The 22,515-nt window shown below is 69.9% G+C and carries 9 protein-coding genes; 4 read left to right on the plus strand and 5 right to left on the minus strand.

Annotated elements, in window-relative coordinates; genetic code table 11:
- Nucleotides 1-4: 4 nt before the first annotated feature.
- From AOM45_RS32340 to AOM45_RS32355, 4 genes are all read left to right on the plus strand, one after another.
- The gene (locus AOM45_RS32340; RefSeq protein ID WP_030472318.1) at nt 5-2,689 is read left to right on the plus strand and encodes an AfsR/SARP family transcriptional regulator; all 2,685 of its coding nucleotides are present in this window, start codon (nt 5-7) and stop codon (nt 2,687-2,689) included.
- Nucleotides 2,690-2,823: 134 nt separating this feature from the next.
- A complete protein-coding gene (locus tag AOM45_RS32345) occupies nt 2,824-11,610 on the plus strand; it encodes a LamG-like jellyroll fold domain-containing protein (protein WP_030472319.1) in 8,787 nt (2,928 codons plus the stop codon).
- The gene (locus AOM45_RS32350) at nt 11,591-12,112 is read left to right on the plus strand and encodes an SMI1/KNR4 family protein (RefSeq protein WP_156094288.1); all 522 of its coding nucleotides are present in this window, start codon (nt 11,591-11,593) and stop codon (nt 12,110-12,112) included. The genes AOM45_RS32345 and AOM45_RS32350 overlap by 20 nt, the downstream gene beginning before the upstream one ends.
- Nucleotides 12,113-12,127: 15 nt before the next feature.
- Nucleotides 12,128-16,492: a ricin-type beta-trefoil lectin domain protein gene (locus AOM45_RS32355; protein ID WP_156094289.1), complete on the plus strand. Its 4,365-nt coding sequence runs from the start codon at nt 12,128-12,130 to the stop codon at nt 16,490-16,492.
- A 74-nt stretch (nt 16,493-16,566) separates the two neighbouring features.
- Here AOM45_RS32355 and AOM45_RS32360 read toward each other — a convergent pair whose 3' ends face one another.
- From AOM45_RS32360 to AOM45_RS32380, 5 genes are all read right to left on the minus strand, one after another.
- The gene (locus tag AOM45_RS32360) at nt 16,567-17,886 is read right to left on the minus strand and encodes a M28 family peptidase (protein WP_030472322.1); all 1,320 of its coding nucleotides are present in this window, start codon (nt 17,884-17,886) and stop codon (nt 16,567-16,569) included.
- A gap of 314 nt (nt 17,887-18,200) precedes the next feature.
- Nucleotides 18,201-19,331 (minus strand): HNH endonuclease signature motif containing protein, encoded by a 1,131-nt coding sequence (locus AOM45_RS32365; RefSeq protein WP_059362812.1) that lies wholly within the window; start codon nt 19,329-19,331, stop codon nt 18,201-18,203.
- Between the two features lie 84 nt (nt 19,332-19,415).
- Nucleotides 19,416-20,414, minus strand: a complete 999-nt coding sequence (locus AOM45_RS32370; RefSeq protein WP_030469404.1) for a YbaB/EbfC family nucleoid-associated protein — start codon at nt 20,412-20,414, stop codon at nt 19,416-19,418.
- A 168-nt stretch (nt 20,415-20,582) separates the two neighbouring features.
- On the minus strand, nt 20,583-21,884 hold the full coding sequence (locus AOM45_RS32375) for a PepSY-associated TM helix domain-containing protein (protein ID WP_030469403.1): 1,302 nt from the start codon (nt 21,882-21,884) through the stop codon (nt 20,583-20,585).
- A 66-nt stretch (nt 21,885-21,950) separates the two neighbouring features.
- On the minus strand, nt 21,951-22,463 hold the full coding sequence (locus AOM45_RS32380; protein WP_051783963.1) for a hypothetical protein: 513 nt from the start codon (nt 22,461-22,463) through the stop codon (nt 21,951-21,953).
- Nucleotides 22,464-22,515: the final 52 nt, after the last annotated feature.

The raw sequence follows: 22,515 nt of genomic DNA on the forward strand, positions 1-22,515 counted from the left end.
GTCCGTGGGGGTTGAGTTCGAGGTCCTGGGCGAGATCAGGGCGCGCGTCGACGGTGTGGTGGCGGACCTGGGGGCGGCGCGGCAACGTGCGGTGCTGGCGGCGCTGGTCCTGGAGCCGGGACGTCCGGTGACGGTGGACCAGCTGGTCGACCGGGTCTGGGGCGACCACGTGCCGGGCACGGTGCTGACGAGCGTGCGCAGTTACGTGTCCAAGCTCCGGACGATCCTGCGCGGTGTGGACATCGTCGGGCGGGCCGGGGCGTACACGGTGGACTACGAGCCGCGGGCGTTGGACGCGCACCGCTTCACGGCGCTGCTGACCGAGGCGCGGCAGGCGGCGGACGACGTCGCGGCGGCGCAGGCGTACCGGGCGGCTCTTCAGCTGTGGCGCGGTGAGCCGTTCGCGGGGCTGGAGACGCCGTGGTTCGCCGGACGGCGGCACGCGGTGGTCGTCGCGCGGCACACGGCCGTGCTCGACCACATCGACATCCAGCTGAGGCGGGGCGCGCACGCCGAGGTGCTGCCCGAACTCCTCGAGCTCGGGCGTCAGCACCCGCACGACGAACGGGTCGCCGGTCAGCTCATGCTCGCGCTCTACCACAGCGGACGGCAGGCCGAGGCGCTCGACGAGTTCGACCGGACCCGCAGGCGTCTCGCCGACGAGCTGGGCACCGACCCCGGTCCGGAGCTGGCGAGGCTGCACGAACGGATCCTGCGGGCCGAGTTGCCCACGGCGGTGTCGTCCGTGCCGCGGCAGCTGCCCGCACGGCCGCAGGTGTTCGCGGGACGGTTGCGCGAGCTCGACGCGCTGGCCGCTCACCTCGACGGCCGCTCGACGGTGGTCATCTCCGCGATCGGCGGCGTCGGCGGCGTCGGCAAGACGTGGCTCGCGCTGCACTGGGCCCACCAGCGGCTCGACGCGTTCCCCGACGGCCAGCTCTACGCCAACCTGCGCGGTTTCGACCCGCGCACCGAGCCGGTGCGGCCGGAGGTGGTGCTGCGGGCGTTCCTCGAGGCGCTCGGCCTGGAGCCGGACGCGATCCCGGTGGACGCCGACGCGCAGGCCTCGCTGTTCCGCAGCGAGCTCGCGCGCCGCCGGATGCTGATCGTGCTCGACAACGCCCGTGACGCCGGGCAGATCGTGCCGCTGCTGCCCGGTGCGGGCCCCAGCCGGGTCGTGGTGACGAGCCGCAACCGTTTGGCAGCGCTGGTCTCCGGACACGGCGCCTACCCGCTGACGCTGGACGTGCTCGACCGGGCGGACGCGCGCGCCGTGCTCGTCGGGCACCTCGGTGAACGCCGGGTCGCGGCCGAACCGGACGCCGTCGCCGCTGTCCTCGACTACTGCGCCGGCCTGCCGCTGGCGCTCGGAGTCGTGGCGGCACGGGCGCTGGTGCAGTCGGAACTGTCGTTGGGCGCGCTGGCCGACGAGCTGCGCGACGAGCAGGCCAGGCTGGACGCGGTCGACACCGGCGACACCGACGTGAACCTGCGCGCGGTGCTGTCGTGGTCGGTGCGCGCGTTGTCGGCGAACGCGCGGAAGCTCTTCGCACTGCTCGGTCAGGTGCCGGGGGCCGACATCGCGGTGCCCGCCGCGGAGTCGCTGTTCGGCGCGCCGGTCCGCGACCTGCTCGACGAACTGGAGCACGCGCACCTGGTCTCGCAGCACGTGCCGGGCCGCTACCGGATGCACGACCTGGTCAAACTCTACGCCGCCGAACAGCCCGTTGCGGCGGAACAAGCCTTGGACCGGCTCGTCGACCACTACGTGCACACGGCCCATGCGGGCGAACGCGGGTTGTTCCCGGAACGCAGGGACATCGAGATGCCGCAAGCCGCACCCGGCACCGTCGTCGAGGACCTCCGGGACACCCCGGCGATCATGGCGTGGTTCCACGCCGAGGAGGAGAACCTGCTGGCGATCGCCCCTTCGGCGGGCAGTCGCGTGTGGCAGCTCGCCTTCTGCACCACGACCTTCCACACGCGCACCAGCAAGTACACCGACCGTCTGGAACTGTGGCTGGCCGCCCTCCCGCACGCGGACGACATGGACGTGCGAACCCTGACCCTCTCGCACCGTTCGGTGGCCGACGCCTACGCCCACCTCGACCGGCACGACGAGGCGATGCACCACCTCCACCGCGCGCTGGCCGCCGCCGAGGCGTCCGACGACCGGATCGTGGAGGGGCACGTCCACTACGGCATCAGTGCCGCGTACGAACAACGCGGGGACTACGAGTCCGCGGTCAAGCACTCGGCCGAGGCGCTCCGGCTGTACTCGACGACCACCAACCAGCTGGCGATCGGACAGGCGCACGCGGCGGTCGGCTGGCACAGCGCGCTGGCGGAGCGCTACGAGGACGCCCGTGAGCACACCGAACGGGCGATCGACATGTTCACCCAGCTCAACGCGATGCAGAGCCTGGGGTGTGCGGTCGACACGCTCGGACTGGTGGCCAACAAGACCGGTGACCACGCCAGAGCGGTGGAGCTCGGCCGGGAGGCGGTGCGGATCCTCCGGGAAGCCGGTGACACCGCACGAGGCGCCGACGTGACGTTGCACCTCGGTGAGGCGCTCATCGCCGCGGGCGACGTCGAAGCCGGCCGTGCCGCACTCGTGCAAGCACACGAGATGCTGGTCAGCCAGGGTCGCACGACCGAGGCGGAGCGCGTCGCCACACTGCTCTGACCTGCGAACCAATCTTTCGCCAATCTCCTGAGCCCAAGATCTCCCCGACCCGCCGTCCGGGGGCGGTGGGTCGCGTGTCGCGACCTGGGGCTGGGGGATGAAGGATGAGAACGCGTGGGGTTTGCGCTGCCTTCGTGGCGGTGCTGCTGGTGCTCGGCCTGGCCTCGTCCGCGGTGCCCGTGCTGCCGCCGCTGCCGCTCGGCGCCACCGCGTCGGCGCCGCGGCAGAACAGCGGGTCGGCGGACGGGCTCGAGCCGCGGAGCAAGTCCGCTAACACGGCGACGGCGTTGCAGGCGCCCGCGCACGACCAGGCGCGTCCGCCCGGTGCGGTGCCCGACACCGCGGAAAGACCTCCCGCCGGGCCGCAGCCGGACGTCACCGCGCAAAGGCACGAGAAGCCCGCCGTGGTGCAGAAGCCGGACAAGCCTTCGATCGACGAGAAGGCGAAGGAACGCCCGCAGGACCGCACCGAGAACACCGAGACGTTCGACAACCCCGACGGCTCACGGACGTTGCGCGTCCACTCAGGACAGTCGAACGTTCGCCGGCCCGACGGTTCGTGGGCACCGATCGACCTCGCGCTCGGCGAGCGCGACGACCGGTGGCAGCCGAAGAACTCCCCGCACGCCACCAGTTTCGGCCGCACCTCCCGTGACGCCGAGCTCGCCACCGTCGCGTTCGAGAAAGGCGGGATCTCCTACCGCCTCGACGACGCCGCCGACTCCCGCGGCACCGCCGACCAGCACACGGTCACCTATCCCGCCGTGTTCCCCGGCGTCGACCTCAAGCTCACCGCCACCGAACGGGGGGTGAAGGAGGACCTGGTCCTCGCCTCGGCCGAGGCCAGGTCCTCCTTCGGCTTCACCGTGCGAGCGCGCGATCTGACCCCGCGCCTGGTCAACGGCACGATCGAACTGGTCGACGGCGACAAGGTCATCGCATCGATCGCGCGCGGGTTCGCGCTGGACGCCAAACAGCAGCGCGTCGACACGAACTACGAGCTCGCCAAGAACGCCGACGGCACCTGGGCGCTGAAGGTCGTGCTCGACCCGAAGTGGTTGCGCGACCCGGCCCGGTCGTTCCCGGTCGTGATCGACCCGACCATCAACTCGTTCGCCGCCGACGACAGCACCTACGTCACGCCGAGCGGCAACGGCAGCGGGGCGATCGACCTGCGCACCGGCTACGTCGACGGCCAGCTCTCCCGCTCCTACCTGCACTTCGACCGCAACGCGCTCAACGGCGTACGCAACCAGTTCGTGCTCGGCGCCGCGCTCGTCGTGGAAGCCGCCTACAGCACGACGTGTGCGGCCCGGTCGGTCTCCGTCTACGAGGTCACGCAGCCGTGGGACGCCGGCGGCATGCGGTGGCCCGGCGCGCCGGTCGGGAAGTCGTTATCCACCAAGGCCTTCGTGCACGGCGGTCCGTCGTGCCCCGGCGCGGCGTGGGAGAAGCTGCCGCTCGACTACGACACGATGACCCGCTGGACGCACGGCCAGGCCCTGCAGCACGGTCTTGCGTTGCGCGCCTCGGACGAGACCGACCGCAACGGCATGCGCTTCGGGTCGGTCAACTCGCCGAACAAGCCGTACCTGGAGATCAGCTACGTCCCCGAGGGCGTCTCGTTCGAGGTGACCGACGTGACGCTCCCGTCGGCCAGCCGCGCCGGGAACATGAAGGTCAAAGTCACGAACTTCGGCTCCACCACGTGGACCAGCGGCGGTGGCTGGAAGTTCGGCTACATCATCAACCAGGGCAGCACCAGGATCCGCACCGCCTGCTGCTGGGCGCAGAACGTGGCACCGGGCGCCACGGCGCTGTTCGACGTGCCGATCGACCCGATCAACCCCGGTGACTACTCGGTCTTCCTGACCATGTTCAACCCGCAGAACAACGACTTCTTCGTCGCCTACGGGGTTCCCTACGGCCGCTTCGAGATCACCGTCCGCAACACGCCGCCGACGTCGAACCTGCAACAACCCGGCGGTGGCGCGATCGTCCCGACGACCACCCCGACGCTCTACGCGGAAGGCGTGGACGACGACAGGTACCCCGGGAAGGGCCTGACCTACAAGTTCATCGTCTGCACCAACGCCGACCTCAACCAGGGCTGCCAGGAGTCGGGCTGGGGCGGGCAGTCGTGGGCGCCGTCCGGGTTGTTCTGGAACCGCACGTACTTCTGGGGTGTCAAGGTCTACGACACCGTCGACGCCACGCCGTTCTGGGTGAGCGCCAAGGACAACGCGCGGCTCATGTTCACCCCGCGCACCCAGCAGCCGGAGATCACCTCGCACCTCGCGGGCAGCCCCAGCACCACGATCGGGCCCGGCCTCGACCCGCAGATCGGCAACTACTCGGCGGTCGTCGCCGACGCCGACGTCGACACCGTCGGCCCGGACCTCACCGTCGGCCGCACCTACAACAGCCTGGACCCGCGCCGCGACACCGCGTTCGGCGTCGGCTGGTCGTCCAGAGTGGACATGCGGCTCACCAAGGACCAGGACGGCAGCGAGAACGTCGTCATCACCTACCCGACCGGGCGGCAGGGCAGGTTCGGGCGCAACCCCGACGGCAGCTTCGCGCCACCGTCCGGCCAGAACGCCGAACTGGTCCTCAACACCGCGACCGGGCAGTACGTGCTGCGTGACGCCAGCGCGAGCAGGTGGACGTTCGACATCCTCGGCAGGCTCGTCACGATCACCGACCCGGCCGGGCTCACCGAGACCCTGACCTACGACACCGACGACCACGTCACCACGATCACCAACGACACCAGCGGCCGCAGCCTCGCGCTGACCTGGCAGGGAAACCACGTCTCGTCGGTGTCGGCCGCGGCACCCGAGACCGGCGGCCAGCCGCTGACCTGGACCTACACCTACGACGGCGACAAGCTCACCCAGTCCTGCGCTCCCGGCCAGGCCTGCACGACGCTGAAGTACCGCGCCGGATCGCACTACCGCAGCTCCGTGCTCGACGACAGCCCGTACGGCTACTGGCGGCTCGGCGAGACCAGCGGTGACACGTTCGCGAGCGTCGCGGCCCGCAGGCCGGGGACGGACGCGGGGCAGCGGCACGGCGTCGTGCTCGGCGGTGACGGCGCGCTGGCGGGAAGTTCCGACAAGTCCGGCACGTTCGACGGCGTCAGCAGCTACGTGACGCTGCCGGACAACATCACCAACCAGACGATGTCGCTGGCGGCCGAGCTGTGGTTCAAGACCACCGCCGAGGGCACGTTGCTGAGCTACGCCGACCAGAGCTTCCCCACGGCGGCGGGCACGTCCACGCCGATCCTCTACGTCGGCACGGACGGCCTGCTCTACGGCGGGTTCGCGCGCCAGAACGCCTCCGGGCCGAGGCAGATCGTCACCACCAGGAAGGTCGACGACGGCCAGTGGCACCACGTCGTGCTCTCGGCCGCGATCAACACCCAGACGCTGTACCTCGACGGGTCGGCGGCGGGAACGCTCGCCGGGTACGTCGACCACGCCAAGCAGGGCAGGCTGACGCTCGGTGGCGGCAGCGGCAAGGACTGGCCCGCCGGCAACAACGCCGACTTCTACTTCAACGGCGCCATCGACGAGGTCGCGGTCTACCAGCACACGCTGGGCGCGCACGCCGTCAGCCAGCACTTCGAGGCGGCCAAGTCGGCCGACGAGCTGACCGAACACCTGCTGCCGCAGGACAACCGCAAGTACGTCACCCTCACCTACGACGACGTCAACGACCGAGTCCGCAGCCTCACCGACCACGAGGGCCGCACCTGGCAGCTGGACACCCCCGCACGGCAGGACGCGGTGCGCACGGCCGTGTTGCGAGGACCGGCGGGCTACGGGGCGTGGACGTACACGTTCGACGCGGACAACGGCGGCCGGCTCGTCAGCCGCACGCACGACAACGCCACCGCGAAGATCGAGTACAACACCTCCGGCTTCGCGTCCGCGACCGTCGACGAGAACAACCACCGCACCGAGTTCACCACCGACGAACGCGGCAACGTCCTGAGCACCAAGCGATGCCGCACCGCCGGATCGTGCAACACCAGCTACGCCACCTACCTCAAGCCCACCGGCCCGCTCGACCCGCGCGCCGACCGGCTGGAGTCCACTTCGGACGCTCGTTCGTCCGGACCTGCTGACACGCGTTTCCGCACCACCTACAGCTACGACGCACTCGGCCGCCCGACCGACGTGAAGTACCCGATCCCGGACGGGCTCACCGCGGCGCCGACCGAGAGCACGGCCTACTCCAGCGGCGCGGAAGACGCCGTGGGCGGCGGAAAGGTGCCCGCGGGTCTGCTGATCCGCAGCACCGGCAAGCGGAACCAGGTCACGTCCCGGCGCTACACCGCCAAGGGCGACCTCGTCGAGCTCGTCGACCCGGCCGGGCTGACGCAGCGCTACACCTACGACCTGCTGGGCCGGCAGAAGACCGTCAGCCAGGTCAACTCGGGTGGCGCGACGCTCGGCACGTCGACCTACGAGTACACGCCCCGCGGCCTGGTCTCGAAGATCACCTCGCCGACGATCGTCAACGCGGTCACCGGCGTGAGCCACACGTTGGTCACCACGCACAAGTACGACGCCAACGGCAACACGACCGAGACGACGTACGCGGACACCACACCCGGTGAGACCGCCCGCACCACGAAGTTCGCCTACGATGCCAGCGACCGGCTGGTGCGCACCGAGTACGCGGACCAGGGCGTGGAAACCCGTTCCTACACCGACAACGGGCTCACCGAGTCGGTCACCGACGTCCGCGGCACCAGGTGGACCACGCGGTTCAACGAGTTCAGCAAGCCGCTCACCCGCATCGCCGACGGTCCGGGGGTGAACCCGGAGAACCCGGACGCCACCTCGCTGACGCTGGAGTCGCGGTCCTACGACCCGGCCGGGCGGCTCGCGTTCGTCACCGACGCCATGGGCAGGCTGACGAAGTACGGCTACTACGACGACGATCTGCCGGCTACGACCCAGGTCGCGAACGTGGTGGTGGACCAGCGTTCCTACGACCCGGCGGGCAACCTCGTCGAGCAGGTCGCGGCCGGTGGCGCGAAGACGACGTCGGCTCACGACCCGGCGGGCAACCTCGTCACGACCACGTTCGACCCGACCGGGCTGAAGCGGTCGGTGTCGGCGAGCTACGACGCCGACGGCAACGCGCTGACGGTCGAACGCCGTGGTGCCGCCGACCCGAACCGCGTCGAGAAGACCGCCTACACCTACGACCTCTCGAACCGCCAGACGCGGGTGGACACCTACGTCGACGCCACCACCGTGCTGTCGACCTCGGCCACCTACGACGAACGCGGGCTCCTGGTCGAGAGCAACGACCGGCGCGGACTCAAGTCCACCTTCGAGTACGACCAGTCAGGTGCGCTGTACCGCACCACCTCACCGGGCACGGACGCGTGGGTCGCCGGAGTGCGCACGGCCGGGTTCAAGCGCACGGAAACCATGGGCTACAACGTGTTCGGCGAGGTCACGCACTCCCGTGACGCGGCGGGCAACGTCACCACCACCGAACGCGACGTGCTCGGGCGTGCCACGGCGGGTGTGCTGCCCGACTACACGCCGCCCGGTGGCACGACGATCAAGGGTGCCGCGACCCGCACCGAGTACGACCGCGCGGGCAACCCGGTGAAGACGACCGACCCGTTGCAGCGTGTCCTGCAGCGGACGTACGACCCGTACGGGCGCGTGCTGACCGTGACGCTGCCGCAGGTCGGGGACAGCCCGAGCGTCGTCACGATGCACTACGACAAGGTCGGCGAGCTCGTCTCGCAGACCCGGCCGGGCGGCGTGGAGAGCAGGTACACCTACGACGACCTCGGTCGTCAGGTGACCAGCACGCAGGTCGACCGCTCGTCGGGCAGGACCGCGTTCTTCACCACGACGACCGGGTACGACGAAGCGAGCAACCCGCTCACCGTCACCAGCCCGCTCAACCACGTCACGTCCTCGACGTTCAACGCCGCGCGCGAGGTGACGTCCACAAAGGACGCCACCAACCGCGAGACCAGATTCGGCTACGACATCGCCGGGCGCCAGGCCTCGGTCACCGACCCGGCGGGCATCACCGCGGCCACGACGTACGACCTCGCCGGACGTCCCGTACGGGCGGCGACCGTCGTCGGCGGGCAGGAGAAGCGGGCGTCGAGCACGGTGTTCGACCCGGCGGGCAACGTCGTGCAGACCACCAGCGCGCAGGGCCGGGTCGTGACCTACGGCTACGACGAGCTGAGCCGGGTGGTGCAGCAGATCGAGAAGGTCGACGCGAACCACTCGATCACCACCTCGACCGGCTACGACAAGCTCGGCAACCGCAGCCGGTTCGTCGACGGCAACAGCCACGCCACCACGTTCACCTACACGCCGTGGGGCATGCCGGAGTCGGTGATCGACCCGCTCGGCGCGACCTTCACGACGTCCTACGACGCGGCCGGTCAGGCGGTCGCGACCAGCAAACCCGGCGGTGTCACGACCGCGAACACCTTCGACGCGCAGGGAAGGCTGACCCTCCAGACGGGTTCGGGCGCGGAGGCGACCTACAACCGCACCTTCGGCTACGACCCGGCGGGACGGCTGAGCTCCGCCGGCGGCCCGAACGGCGACAGCACCTACCGCTACGACGACCGCGGCAACCTGCTGGAGACCCACGGCGCGGGCGGCGAGGCGAGTTTCACCTACGACGCCGACGGCATGATGATCGGCCGCGTCGACGTCACCGGCACCGCGACGTTCGCCTACGACGCGGCCGGCCGGCTCGCCACGGTGCAGGACCCGCTGACCGGCCGGACCGCCGACTACGGCTACGACCTCGGCGGCAGGCTGTCCTCCGTCGCCGACCGCGTGGTGGCGGCCAAGACGTCCCGCGTCATCACCTACGACGAACTGGGCCGCACGGCGAAAGACAGGGTCGTGCAGTCCATCGACGTCGGCGTGCCGCCGCGCACGCTGATCGGCACCGACTACGGCTACGACCTCGACAACAAGATCACGTCGAAGAACGGCAACACCTACTCCTACGACGGTGCCGGCCGGCTCGCGTCGTGGACCAGCGGAACCACCACCACGGCCTACGGCTGGGACGACGCGGGCAACCGCACTTCGGTGGGGGACAAGACGTTCGTCTACGACGAGCGCAACCGCCTGACGTCCGGCGACGGCGCGACCTACGGCTACTCGGCCCGCGGCACGCTGCAGACGACGACCCGTGGTGGCACCACCACCACGACGAAGCACGACGCGTTCGACCGCATGACCGCGATGGGCGGGGTGTCGTACACCTACGACAGCCTCGACCGGGTCAGCGACCGCAACGGCACGAAGTTCCAGTACGCGGGCCAGTCGAACGAGGTGGTGACCGACGGCAGCCGTTCCATCAGCCGGCTGCCGGACGGAAGTGCGTTCTCGGACAAGGGTGCCGGGGTCGCGCGGATGCTCTACACCGACCAGCACGGTGACGTGACGGGCCGGTACCTGAGCAACACCGTCGACGGGACGCGCACGTTCGACCCGTTCGGCACGGTCACGGCCTCGTCCGGCGACACGTCTTCCGTTGGCTACCAAGGGGACTGGACCGACGCGGAGTCGGGCGCGGTCAACATGTCCGCGCGCTGGTACCAGCCGGGGACGGGCGGGTTCGTCAGCCGCGACGACGTGACGGTCGATCCTTCGCCGTCCGCGGCGGCGAACCGCTACTCGTACGGCGCGGGCGACCCGATCGCCAACAGCGACCCGGACGGGCACGACTGGATCAACAACGTCTGCGACCTCGGCATGAAGCGGACGGGGAAGGCCACCGGGAAGGTGGCGAAGAAGGTCGTGAAGATCGGCGGCGTCGTCACCACCGTCCTCGACCAGATGATCTGCAACGCCCCGTCGGTGGCCGGGGAGTGCCGCTCCACCATCTACGACTCGATGCACCGCGTCTGCCCCGGCAAGGAGTGGATGGTCCCGTACTACTGGAAGGGCGGCAACGAGGAGCCCCTCCGCGTCGGTGACTGCCGGACCTTCGTGCACGGCTGCACGACGAGCGCCCCGAAGAGCCCCGGCAAGCCGACCACCGGACCCGGCGGTCGCGGCAAGGGCCACAAGGTGGTTCCGCCACGCGCCAAGCCGAAGCCCCCGCCGCCACCGCCGTGGGTCGACCTCATCGGCCGCCCGCTGCCGCGCCCGCCGCAGGGCGTGGGGCTGGTGCCGGCACCTCCGACCGTCGACCCGACCGGTCCGCTGACCAGGATCTTCGACCTCACCGGCAAGTTCCTCGAGAACGCCACCCAGGTCACCGGGGTGCTCGTCGGAATCGCCCACGAGATCATCTCGACGATCCAGGACTTCTCGGACCTGCTGCCCGATCCGGGGGATGCGAAGGGCGAGGTCGACCAGTTCCAGGACGAGTCGGAGGACTGCTTCGAGTCCACAGGGGACACAGCGGAGAACGACGAGATGGAGACGATCAACTACAAGGGCGAGTATCCCGGCAAGGCCTGGGGTTGGCCCGCCCAGCGTGCCACCGGTGGCACCGCCTGCGTCAGCAGCACTGTCCCGTCGAAGACTCGCAAGGACCCGCAGCCTCCGGTCGGCCTCGATCCGACCCGGCACCACAAGGGACACCTGATCGGTCACCAGTTCCACGGCACCCACGAGCGCAAGAACATCGTGCCGATCGACGCCGAGGTCAACACACCGGACATGCGCGGCGTCGAGATGGAAATCGCCAAGCAAATCAACACGTTCCACGCCCGCATGTACTACCGCGTGGTGGCGCACTACGACGGGGACAACCCGGCGGTGCCGACCTCGATCGAGATCCACGCACGAGGAAGCAACGGGTTCAGATGCGACGCCGAGATCCTGAACCCACGCCCGAAGGGCGGCTATCCGAACGGGAAACCCAATGGCCAACCCAAGTGTTGACGAGCTCGTCGAGATGACCGGGTGGACCGGCGCGACCAGCGCCGGTGCCCACTGGGCCTCCGTCGAGGCCCAGCTCGGGCTGCGCCTGCCCACCGATTTCAAGGACCTCGCGGAGAGGTTCCCCAACGGCTACTTCTCGTCGTACGTAGCGATGTACGGCCCGGTGCCGGGATCGTCAGGACACTCGGCGCTGCTCCTCCAGGGGGAGCAGTCGCTGGAGATCATGCGGTGCCGGGAGGACCTCCCGCATCCGGTGCATCCCGCGGCCGGCGGGTTGCTGCCGTGGTCGGAGACGATCGAGGGCGACCAGCTCTGCTGGCTCACGGCCGACCCGGACCCGGACCGGTGGCCCGTCGTGTTCTGCACCGCCGACTTCCAGCAGTGGGGTGAGCACCCCGGTGGTGCGGCGGCGTTCCTGCTCGACCTGCTGGCCGGTCGCGTCACGCACGAGATCTTCGCCAGGTACTCAGGCCGTCTGATTCCGCAGTTCAACCCGATCTAGGAAATGGACCCGATGATGAGAACACTGCGACGTGCGGTCATTCTGACCGTTGGGGTCGCGCTTGCGGTGTCCGGTGCGGTCGCGCCGGTGAACGCGGCGCCGAGACCCGCGCTGCCCGTGCACCAGGGGGAGAAGGTCGCGAAGGACAAGCGCGGCCGCGTCCTGCTGGAGGTGCGGGGCAGCCGGCTCAAGGAAGCGGCGGCGGTGCTCGGGGGCGAGGTGACCGTGCAGCGGGACGACCGCGCGCAGATCGCCGTGCCGGAGAACCGCGTGGCCGACCTGGTGAAGAACAAGTCCGTTGTGGACGTTCGCCGGCCGCAACGCGCTGTGCCCATGGCGTTGTCCGAGGGTTTCGACGCCTCCGGTGCCCGGCAGTGGGTCACGGCGGGCAAGACCGGGCAGGACGTGAAGGTCGGCGTCATCGACGTCGGGTTCTCGCGTCTGGACGAGGCGAAGGGCGAGGGTGACATCCCCGCCGACGTGCAGGTCAACAACACCGGTTGTCACGACGCCACCAAGAACGAGGAGCACGGCACGGCGGTCGCCGAGGTCGTGCACGACATGGCGCCGGGCGCGAAGCTCTTCCTCGCGTGCATCGACGGGCCGCTGGACTTCGGACCTGCCACGGACTGGTTGCGGCAGCAGGGTGTTCAGGTCATCACCGCCGCGATCGGGTTCCTGACCTCCGGGCGCGGTGACGGCACCGGTGAGCCCGGCAGCCCCGCCGACGTCGTGCGGCAGGCGCGTCAGGCCGGCGTGCTGTGGTCGGTCGCGGCCGGCAACCTCGGCCAGAACCACTTCAGCGGCAACGCCACCGACGCCAACGGTGACGGGTTCGTCGAGTTCAGCGGTTCGGCGCAGAACAACGGGTTCACGCTCGGCGCCGGCAAGACCGCCACGATCGGCCTGCGCTGGGACGCGTGGCCGAAGTCCACGGAGGACCTGGACCTCTACGTCATGAAGAGCGCCCAGGCGCCGACCGGGCCGTCCGATCCGCAGATCATCGCGTCGTCGCTGAACAACCAGCGCGACGTCGTGGGCGGCGCCCTGCCGACCGAGGAGGTGACGTTCACCAACCCGACCACCAGCTCGCAGCCGTACTGGATCTACCTCAAGAACAACACGGCGAAGTTCACCACCCGTCTCGACCTCTTCGCCGCGGTCCCTGACAACGATCACCCGCTCGGGTTCAACACCCCGGCCGGCAGCATCACCGAACCCGCGACCTCGCCGTACGTGATCGCGGCCGGCTCCACCAACCCCGGCACCGGCGTCGTGCCGACCTACTCCGGCCGCGGTCCGACGATCGACGGCAGGACGAAGCCGGACATCATCGGGTTCGACAAGGTCACCACCACGATGTACGGCCAGGAGGGCTTCTACGGCACCTCCGCGGCGGCGGCGCACGTGGCGGGCGCGGCGGCGTTGTTCAAGGGCGCGTTCCCGGCGCTCGACGCCTCGCAGATCCAGACCGAGCTGCAGGCGCGGACCAACCCGCACAAGAACGACAACACGTGGGGCAGCGGCGTGCTGGCCATGGGATCGCCGAGCAACCCTCCGGCCACCACCGGCTCCGCCTACAACCCGTTGCAGACGTCGGTGCAGATCCAGGGCAGGACGTACGCGGCCAACGAGGTTTTCACGTTGCCGGTCCCGAACATCACCAACGACGCCACCGCCGTGGTGTTCAACCTGGCGGCGAAGACCGACGGGTCGTCCGAGGTGGAGAGCGGCATGGACGTCTTCCCCACGGACCCGGCGTCGTCCACGTCCAAGGCCGCGACGGTGCGCGTGCGGCCGGGCGGTGGGTACGTGTCGACCCTGGTCGTCGCGAAGATCGGCCCTGACCGCGCCATCCGGTTGCGGGCGGGGGCGGGTCCGGTGAACGTCCAGCTCGACATGCTCGGCTACTTCAGCCCCACGGCGGGCTCGACGTACGTGGCGAGCCCGCAGCCCGTCCGCGTGCTCGACACCCGCGGCTACAACGGCAGCCCGCGCGCGACCAAGCTCGGTTCCGGCGAGGTGCAGCTCATCAAGGCCCGTGGTGCCAACGGCATTCCGGACAACGCCACCGCGGTCGTGGTGAACCTGACCGGCAGCGAGTCGACGACCGGCACCGGGTTCGGCCTCTACGCCCAGGACAACTCGGGCACCTCGCTCAACGTCGGCCGCAACGAACGCCGTTCCAACACCGCCATCGTCACGATCGGCGCGGACGGCAACTTCCGGCTGCGCAACGGCATCGGCCAGGTGCACGCGATGGTCGACATCCTCGGCTGGTTCGTCGCCGGTGGAGGGGGAGCGCGGTACGTGCCGCTGACCGAGGCGACCCGGATCGCCGACACCGCCACGGGAACCGGCGGCCGCACCACCCCGCTGGGCCAGGGCGAGACCACCACGTTCCAGGTGACCGGCGCCGCGGGCATCCCGGCGAACGCCACCTCGGCCGTGCTCATGCCGTCGGTGCAGGACGACCTGCTCGGCACCGAACTGTCGGTGGCACCGGCGGAGATCGGCACCTCGCCGGCCTCCGCGATCACGACCAGGCAGCGGGAACGCCTGTCCACCACCGCGTTCACGCCGCTGGGCGCGAGCGGCAAGGTGGCCGTGCGCAACGAACGCGGCAGCTCGTTCGTCTCGCTCGACGCCCAGGGCTACTTCGTCGGCGGGGCACAGGTCGGTGGCGGCGACTGCGCCGCGCCGGTCAACGAACCCGGCTACACCAGCGCGTTCGACGGCAGGCTCGAGTCGAACCTGGCGGGGTGGCGGACGGCGGGCACCAACCCGGTGCAGGCGAACGGGTGCGAGCTCATGACGAACTCGTCCCGTGACGTCACCTGGTACGCCGCCCGCACGATGGGCATGGACTACACGGTGAAACTGGACTGGATGGTCACCAGCTCGACCGCGGAGTCCGGTGTGGTGGTGCTGTTCAACGATCCGGGATCGGTGGCCACGGCGCCCGTGGACCGGGGTGTGCGGGTGCCGATCTCGTCGCTGTCGACGGGCGCGATCGAACCCGGCAAGAAGCAGGACTTCGACGCCGCCAAGCCGGTGGGACAGTGGAACACCTTCGAGATCACCGTCGCGTTCAACACGGTGACCGTGGTGCTCAACGGCCAGCAGGTCAACCGCCACACGGTCACCGACCTGAACCGCGTGCACAACGACGGCTTCATCGGCCTGCAGAACTCGGGCAGCACCCCGGCCGTCAAGTTCCGCAACGTCAGGGTCAAGCGCAACACCGCCACGCGCAACGGTGAGATCGTCGGCGTCAACAACCGGTGCCTGGACGTTCCCGGGTACAGCACGTCCGCCGTGCAGCTGCAGATGTGGGACTGCAACGACTTCCCGAACCAGCGCTGGACGATGCTCGGCGACGGCCGCATCACCAACCTCGGCCGCTGCCTGGCGCTCGAGAACGGTGGCACGGCGGCGGGCACGGCGGTGACGTTCCAGGGCTGCAGCGCGGAGAACCTGATGCTGTGGGTGGCCCGCCCGGACGGCGCGATCGTCAGCGTCCGCTCGGGCAAGTGCCTCACGCCCGCCAACACCAACGCCGGCGCGTCGTTGAAGATCCAGGACTGCACGGGCGCCGCGACCCAGGTGTGGCGGATTCCGGACCAGCACGGTCAGTGGGGCGCGTTCTACGGCCTCGCCGGCAAGTGCCTGGACATCCACAACAACGACGCGAACAACAAGAAGGTCCAGCCGTGGGACTGCAACGCCGGGGCTGCCCAGTGGTGGAGCATCGTCGGCGACGGCCGGATCGCGTCGTCGGGCCGCTGCCTGGACCAGACGAACGGCGCGGTGTCGCTTCAGGACTGCAACGGCTCCCGCAACCAGAAGTGGACCGCCCGGCCTGACGGAACCGTGCTGAACGAGGCTTCGAACCGCTGCCTCACGGCCGCGTCCGCCACCAACGGCGCCGCCTACACCGTGCAGGACTGCACGCGCACCCCGTTGCAACTCTGGAGGTTCAGTGCCACGGCCCTGTGGATCGGAGTCCTGGAAGGGATCGGCGGCAAGTGCGCCGACGTCAAGGGTGAGAACCCGGCCAACGGAATCATCTGGCTGTGGACGTGTTTCGGCCCGCCCGGCGAGACCTACGGGGGCATGCCCGACGGCGACCTCCGCACCATGGGTGTGTGCACCGACGTCGGTGCTCTCACCAACGGCACCGCGGTCGGCGTCGCCAACTGCCACGGCGGCCTGAGCCAGCAGTGGTCGGTCCGCTCGGATGCCACCATCGTCAACGTCGAGTCCGGCCGATGCATGGACGTGGAGGCGGGGAACACGGCTGACGGCACGAAGATCCAGCTGTGGGACTGCGTCGGCACCCCGCAGCAACGGTGGTCGGTTCCGCTGAGCGCGAGCTGATCACCGGCGTGGGAGGCGGGCCAAACCCCAGGCCCGCCTCCCACGTTCCGCTACTTCTGGCAGACGAGGTTCGGCTACCTCTGGCAGGCGAGCCGGTACGCGGCCGAGCCGATCAGCTCCAGCGACACCTGGAGGCGTTCCGGACTGATGTTGTCCCGGATCGTGTCCTCCGGCGTGTGGTAGATCGGTTCCAGCTGCGCCGGCCCGCCCTCACCACGCCAGCTGAAGTTGGCCGACGCCATACCCTTCTCGTGGAACGGCACGTGATCGCTGGACCCGCGCGCCACCGGTCCGTGCACCCGCGGGTCGTACCCGAGCCGTTGCGCCGCGGCGCGCACGGCGGCGGTCGTGGCGTTGTCGGCGCCGTCCACCGACAGCAGCCAGTACGCCGTCGCCGGGTCGTGGCTCGTGGCGACCATGTCGTTCTGGAAGACGCCCTTGATCCGGGCGATCTCCTCGGCCGCGAGCTGCGAGACGTAGTGCCGCGACCCGAGCAGACCCTGCTCCTCCGATCCCCACAACGCGAACCGGATCGCCTTGTGCGTCGGCAGGTAGCGCAACACCCGCGCGAGTTCCAGGCACAGCACCGTGCCGCTGCCGTCGTCGTTGGCGCCAGGTGATCCGGGCACGCTGTCGTAGTGCGCGGTCACCATGACAACCCCGTTGTCCCGCCACGGAAAGGTCGCCGGTCGTTCCGCGATCACGTTGTAGGACGTGAGGTTCGGGTGGTGCGTGGTGCTGATCGTCAGCTCGCCGGACCCCTGCGCGCGCAGCTTTTCGGTGTGCACCTGGGCGAGTCCGATGACCGGCACGGCGACGTTCCGGTCGAGGGTGGGGGAGAACGCGCTGGACTTGCTAGCCGTCGCGGAGACGCGGCCGAGGATCACGGCCACGGCGCCGCGCTCGATCGCCGCGTGCGTCGGCGCGGGGCCGGCCGGAGCGTTGACGTAGAACGCGATCTTGCCGGTGAGGTCAGGCAGCTGACCGTCGGTGACCTCGACGAACGGTGCCTTGACCGTGACGCCGAGCGCCCCGAACCGCGAGGCGCCTGCCTGCCACTGGCCGTTGATCTCGGCGAGGTACTTGTCCGGCACGGTGAACGGCTGGGTCGTCACCTGGTACCGCAACGCCTTGAGCTCGCGCACGAGGTAGTCGCGTGCCCGGTGCTCGGACTCGGTGCCGCCGATCCGCGGGCCGATCCTGTCGCTCAGCACCTTGAGGTGTTCCAGCGCCTTGCGGGCGCGGACCCGTGCCACGACTGGGAAGTCGCCGAGGCCCAGGTCGGGCACGTGCGAGGCACCCGGCTTCTGCCCGGTGGCCGCTCGTGCGCTCGCGGGGTTGGCGACCACGGCGGCTACTCCGGCCGCTGCGGCGAGGAAGTGACGTCTGCGCATTTCGTCCCCCATCTCCGGATCTCGTTCGAACGTAGGCAGGCTTGGTGGGGCGGGACAACCGACTAGTGGTTGGTTCCGGGCCCTGGGGTTGACGGCACGGCTTCGCCGACCCGGCACATGCCCTCCTTCGTCGGGCGTGTGCCGGACCGAATTTCTGTGGTCGCCTTGCGGGGGTGGTTGCGGGGCGTGGTCCAGTGCCGTGCAGTGGCTGCCGGTTGCGGTGGTGGTCCTTGGGTGCGGGTTGCGGGGCGTGGTCGAGTGCCGTGCGATGGCCGCAGGTTGCGTGGTGGTTCTTTGGTGTGGGTTGTGAATTTTCAGAATGGTGGTGGGTCGCCCAGTACCGGTTCGGGTTGGCGTTCGTAGGTTTTTCCTGCGGGGCTGCGGAAGCAGAACCTGCCGGGTTTCGGTTGGCTCACCTGCCAGGCCGTGCGGTGTTTGACGCGGTGGTGTCTGCGGCAGAACGCCCCCAGGTTCGCCGCCGAGGTGGAGCCACGTGGGAACGGGACCGTGTGATCCAGATCCGACTCGTGTGACGGGCGCATGCACCCCGGGAAGCGGCAGGTCCGATCCCGCGTCCACACGAAGCGACGCAACGCCGCGGGCGGGCGATACGTGCTCGTGCCGAACTCCAGGGCCTCACCGGTAGCCGGGTCAGTCAGCAGCCGCCGCCACGTCGCGTCCCCGGCCAGGTCACGCGCCAGCTCGGCGGTGATCGGGCCGTAGCCCGCCAACTCGCCCGGCTGCGAAGAAAGGCCCAGCAGGGTCGCGGCTGAGACGGTCACGTACAGCTCCACCTTCACGGCGCTGGTCTTGTCCGGCGTGGCGAGCAGCAGGTCGGCGAACACGTCCGCGCGGACCTGGTCCAGCGTGCGCGGATCGGACGGCGTGTGCGCCTGACGCGCGATCGCGTCGACCCGCGCCGAGCACGCCGCCGCCAGCTGCGCGGGCAGGAACGCCCAGATCCGCGCCATGTCGTCCTCGACCGAGTCCAGGCCCGTGCAACGCTGCTTGCGGCGCTCCCGCGCCCGTTCCTCGTGGCCCGCGGGGTCGACCTTCATCACCACGCGGCGCGTGAGCTGCCGCATCTGGGCGCCGGTCTGGCCCGCGGCCTTGGCCAGCACGCGGGCCTCCACTTCCGCGGCGAGGTCGGCTGAGAGCGGCATCGTCTGGTCGTGCAGCACGCGGGCCTTGTAGAAGTCGATCTCCCCCTTCTCCAGGGCATCGAGCGTCTGCGGCAGCCTGGACGCCAGGTCCAGCGCCAGCGCGATCTGGTCGGTGGTCCAGCGCGACGTCCACCGCATCGCCGCCGCGATCTCGGCGTCGAAGAACTCCTCGCCCTCACACGCGATCGCGTACTCCGCGAGCACACGCAACGACTGCGCCTGGTGATAGGCGATCTGTTTGTGGTGATAATCGAGAGCATCGAGGACCTCGACCGCTTCCATGCCCCCAATCTTATTCGTGATCAAAAACCGCAAAGGGGGCTCAGGGCCTCACGATCGAGTGAAAGTGCTGCCCTGGCAACCAACTCAGTGGCCGGCGTTCACGGCGGCGTGTTCCAGCACGAGGTCCTCGACCTGCCTGCGCGCGTCCGAACGGGCCTTCTCGACGCACGCCATCAGGTGCGTGGAGAGCACCTCCGGTTCGAGATCGCGCACCGCCGGGCTGAACGAAACCCCTGTCGTGACACCGTTCGAGTCGACGGTGACGGTGACGCCGCCGCGCGACGCCTCGCCGTTGACGGCCGCGAGCAGTCGTACGAGCTCGTGGTAGCGCTCCTCGGTGGCGTCGCGACCCTCTTCCCACCAAGCGAGTCGGCGGCGCAGCAACGCCTGGGCGGTGGCCGGGTCGGACACCGGGACAGTCCACGCGCCGGACGTGGTGTGCAGCACGATCGCGTTCGCCTGCGCCGTCACGCGCTGGATCCTGGCGAACGTGACTCCGGCGTCGATGCGTCCGCCCTGCCGCGTGGTCCAGTCGACGCGGTCGCTGCCGATCACCACGCGCGAGCCGTGCCCGTCCAGGACGAGCGGGAACGCGGTCGAGCCGAGTTCGAGGACGGGCGCCGAGAGCAGTGAGCGGTGGGCCAGCCGGGCCAGTGAGCAGGCCGAGCCCGCGCCGAGAACTCCGGCCGCGCACAACGCCTTCACCGCGATGGCCGCGCCGGGGCTGAGTCGCAACGCTATGCCCGCGCCCGGCAGCACGCCGAGCACGAGCTGCGTGCCGGTCATCAGGGTGGTGGCGGGCAACCACGAGTGCGGGTCGCTCAACCCGTTGCGGCGCAACCAGGACAGCAACGCCCACGCGCACGCTGCCGCCGCCACGGCCGGAATCGCCGACCACCACGGCATGATCCGCTGCCCGGCCGAGGTCATGCCGGCGAGCACGACGCAGACCAGGCCGATCGCGACCGGCAGCACGCCGGTCGACAGCAGGAGCAACGTCCTGGTGCGCCGCCATCGAGTGGCGAGAGCCCGCACGACCTCGGGATCGTTGATCAGAGGGATGGCGTGGGGTATGAGTGTCATCGGCGCGCCCCTCGTCAGCTCACCGCCGTCACGCGATGTGACGTGCGGGCCGACCAGGCTTCCCGGCGCACCTGGGCGCAAATATGCCGTAAATGTCCTGATCAAGCAAGCCTTGTCCACAGTGGACGGTGGCGGCGATGGTCAGGTCGCCACCACCGGTCCGTTGTGTCAGGCCGTTTTCGCCCGTCGTCCGAGCAGCAGGTCGATCACCAGGAACGCCACCAGGCTGATCCCCAGCAACGGTACGAACCACCCGACGACCAGCGTGCCGAGGCCGAGACCCACCAGCGCGGCCGGCGGGACCTTGCGCCACTGGCCGCGCGGTGTCGGACGGCCGAAGCCGCTGGTCGGCCTGCGCTTCCACCACATCCGGTAGCCGAGCAGGACCAGCGTGACGAGCCCGCCGCCGATGAGCAGCAACAGCAACTGGTTGGGCCACCCGAACAGCACGCCCATGTGCGCGTCGATGCCCCACCTGCTCAGCTTCGCGGCGATCGGGTAGTCGGCGAAACTCACCGAGCTGACCACGGCGCCGTCCTGGATCGCCACCGCGTCGACCTGTGTGGGCCAGCTGCGGTCGATCTCGGCGACCTTCCAGGCGCCGTCCGGGGTGGTGGGAAGGCTGATCTCGACGGGCTTGGCGTCGATGCCCGAGGTGCGTGCGGCCCACAGCACGGTGTCGATGTCACGGTGCCCGGACCCGGACGAGGTGTGCTCGCCGTGTTCGCCGTGATCACCGCCGCCGCTGCCGGGCATCTTCAACGACGGCGTGGTCCAGCCGAGGGTTTCGCGCAGCGAGGCGACGTTCTCCCCGGCGTACGCGGACCACGTGAGGCCCGTGGCGGACAGGAACAACGCGCCGGCCAGCACCCACACGCCGATCAGTCCGTGCGTGCGGGCGCGCTTGCTCTTGCGCGGCCTGGTGATCCACAGCACCAGGCCGCCCAGCGCGACGATCCACAGCCAGGAGGCGGCGAGCTCGCTGTAGAGGCGGCCGGGTTCGCCGAGCAGCAGGTTGCGGTGCAGCTGGCTCAGCGTCATGCGCAACGGCAGGCTGCCGCTCGACCCGTAGACGACGAGGTCACCGGTGACCCTGCCGGTGCCGGGATCGACGAAGACCGCCCGGCGTTCGGACTCGCCGAGACCCTTCTCGGAGAACAGGACACGGGTCGTGGCACCGGGTTCGGGTGCGGGCCGGACCGCGACGAGTGAACCCTGCGGCGACGTCGCGAGCGCGGCGTCGATCTGGGCGGAGAGCGGGAGTTGCTGGGAGGAAACGGGAACGCGGAGCTGGTCGGAGTAGACCCACGACTCCAGCTGCGGAGTGAGGGCGTAGAGGACGCCGGTCAACGCGGCGATGAGCACGAACGGGCCGACGAGCACTCCGGCGTAGAAGTGCAGGCGCAGGAAGAGTCCCCGCCACGCGAAAGACGTGCGTGACGGAGTGGCTGTGGTGGCTGTGTCGGACATCTCGGGACACTCCAAATGGGCGTGAACAGGTGCAGGACCGCTGGTCGGCGGCCCTGTGAAGGGGATTCAGACCTGTTCAGCCGGAGGACCGCGCCACGACAGCACGTCCAGGAAGACGATCGCGGTCGGCACACGCGCGGGCGTGGCGACGACGAGAGGTGCCGAGGCGGGCAGCGGCACGTGCCTGCGGGGGAGCACCGACGCGACGGCGCGAGCGAGCGCGAGCACCGTGCGTTCGGCCACAGCGAGCACGGCGACGGTCAGCGCGGTGGCCACGACGTGCGAGGCGACCATGCGCGACGGGTCGGGTTCGTGCACGTGCCGGGACGCGGCGAGCGACAGCATGAGGTGCATCGCGAGCTGTCCGCCGCCGACCACGACGAGCAGCCGAGACGGAGTGAGCTCGTGCCGAGCGAACCCGGTCGTCGCCCACGTCAGCAAGGCCACGAGCGAGACGACCAGACCGGCGTCCGGCAGGTGACCGTCCGCGTCCGTGTGCGCGAGCACGGCGAGCGCCCCGGTGACGACGCCGACAGCAGCACAGCGCGCACGGCGCAGCGGAGCTGTCGGCAGGGTCATGCACCGCAGCCTAGCTGGCAAATCGCCGGAAACCAGCTGTACGAATGTTCGG

The organism is Lentzea aerocolonigenes (genome assembly GCF_000974445.1).
GTDB classification, from domain to species: Bacteria; Actinomycetota; Actinomycetes; order Mycobacteriales; family Pseudonocardiaceae; genus Lentzea; species Lentzea aerocolonigenes.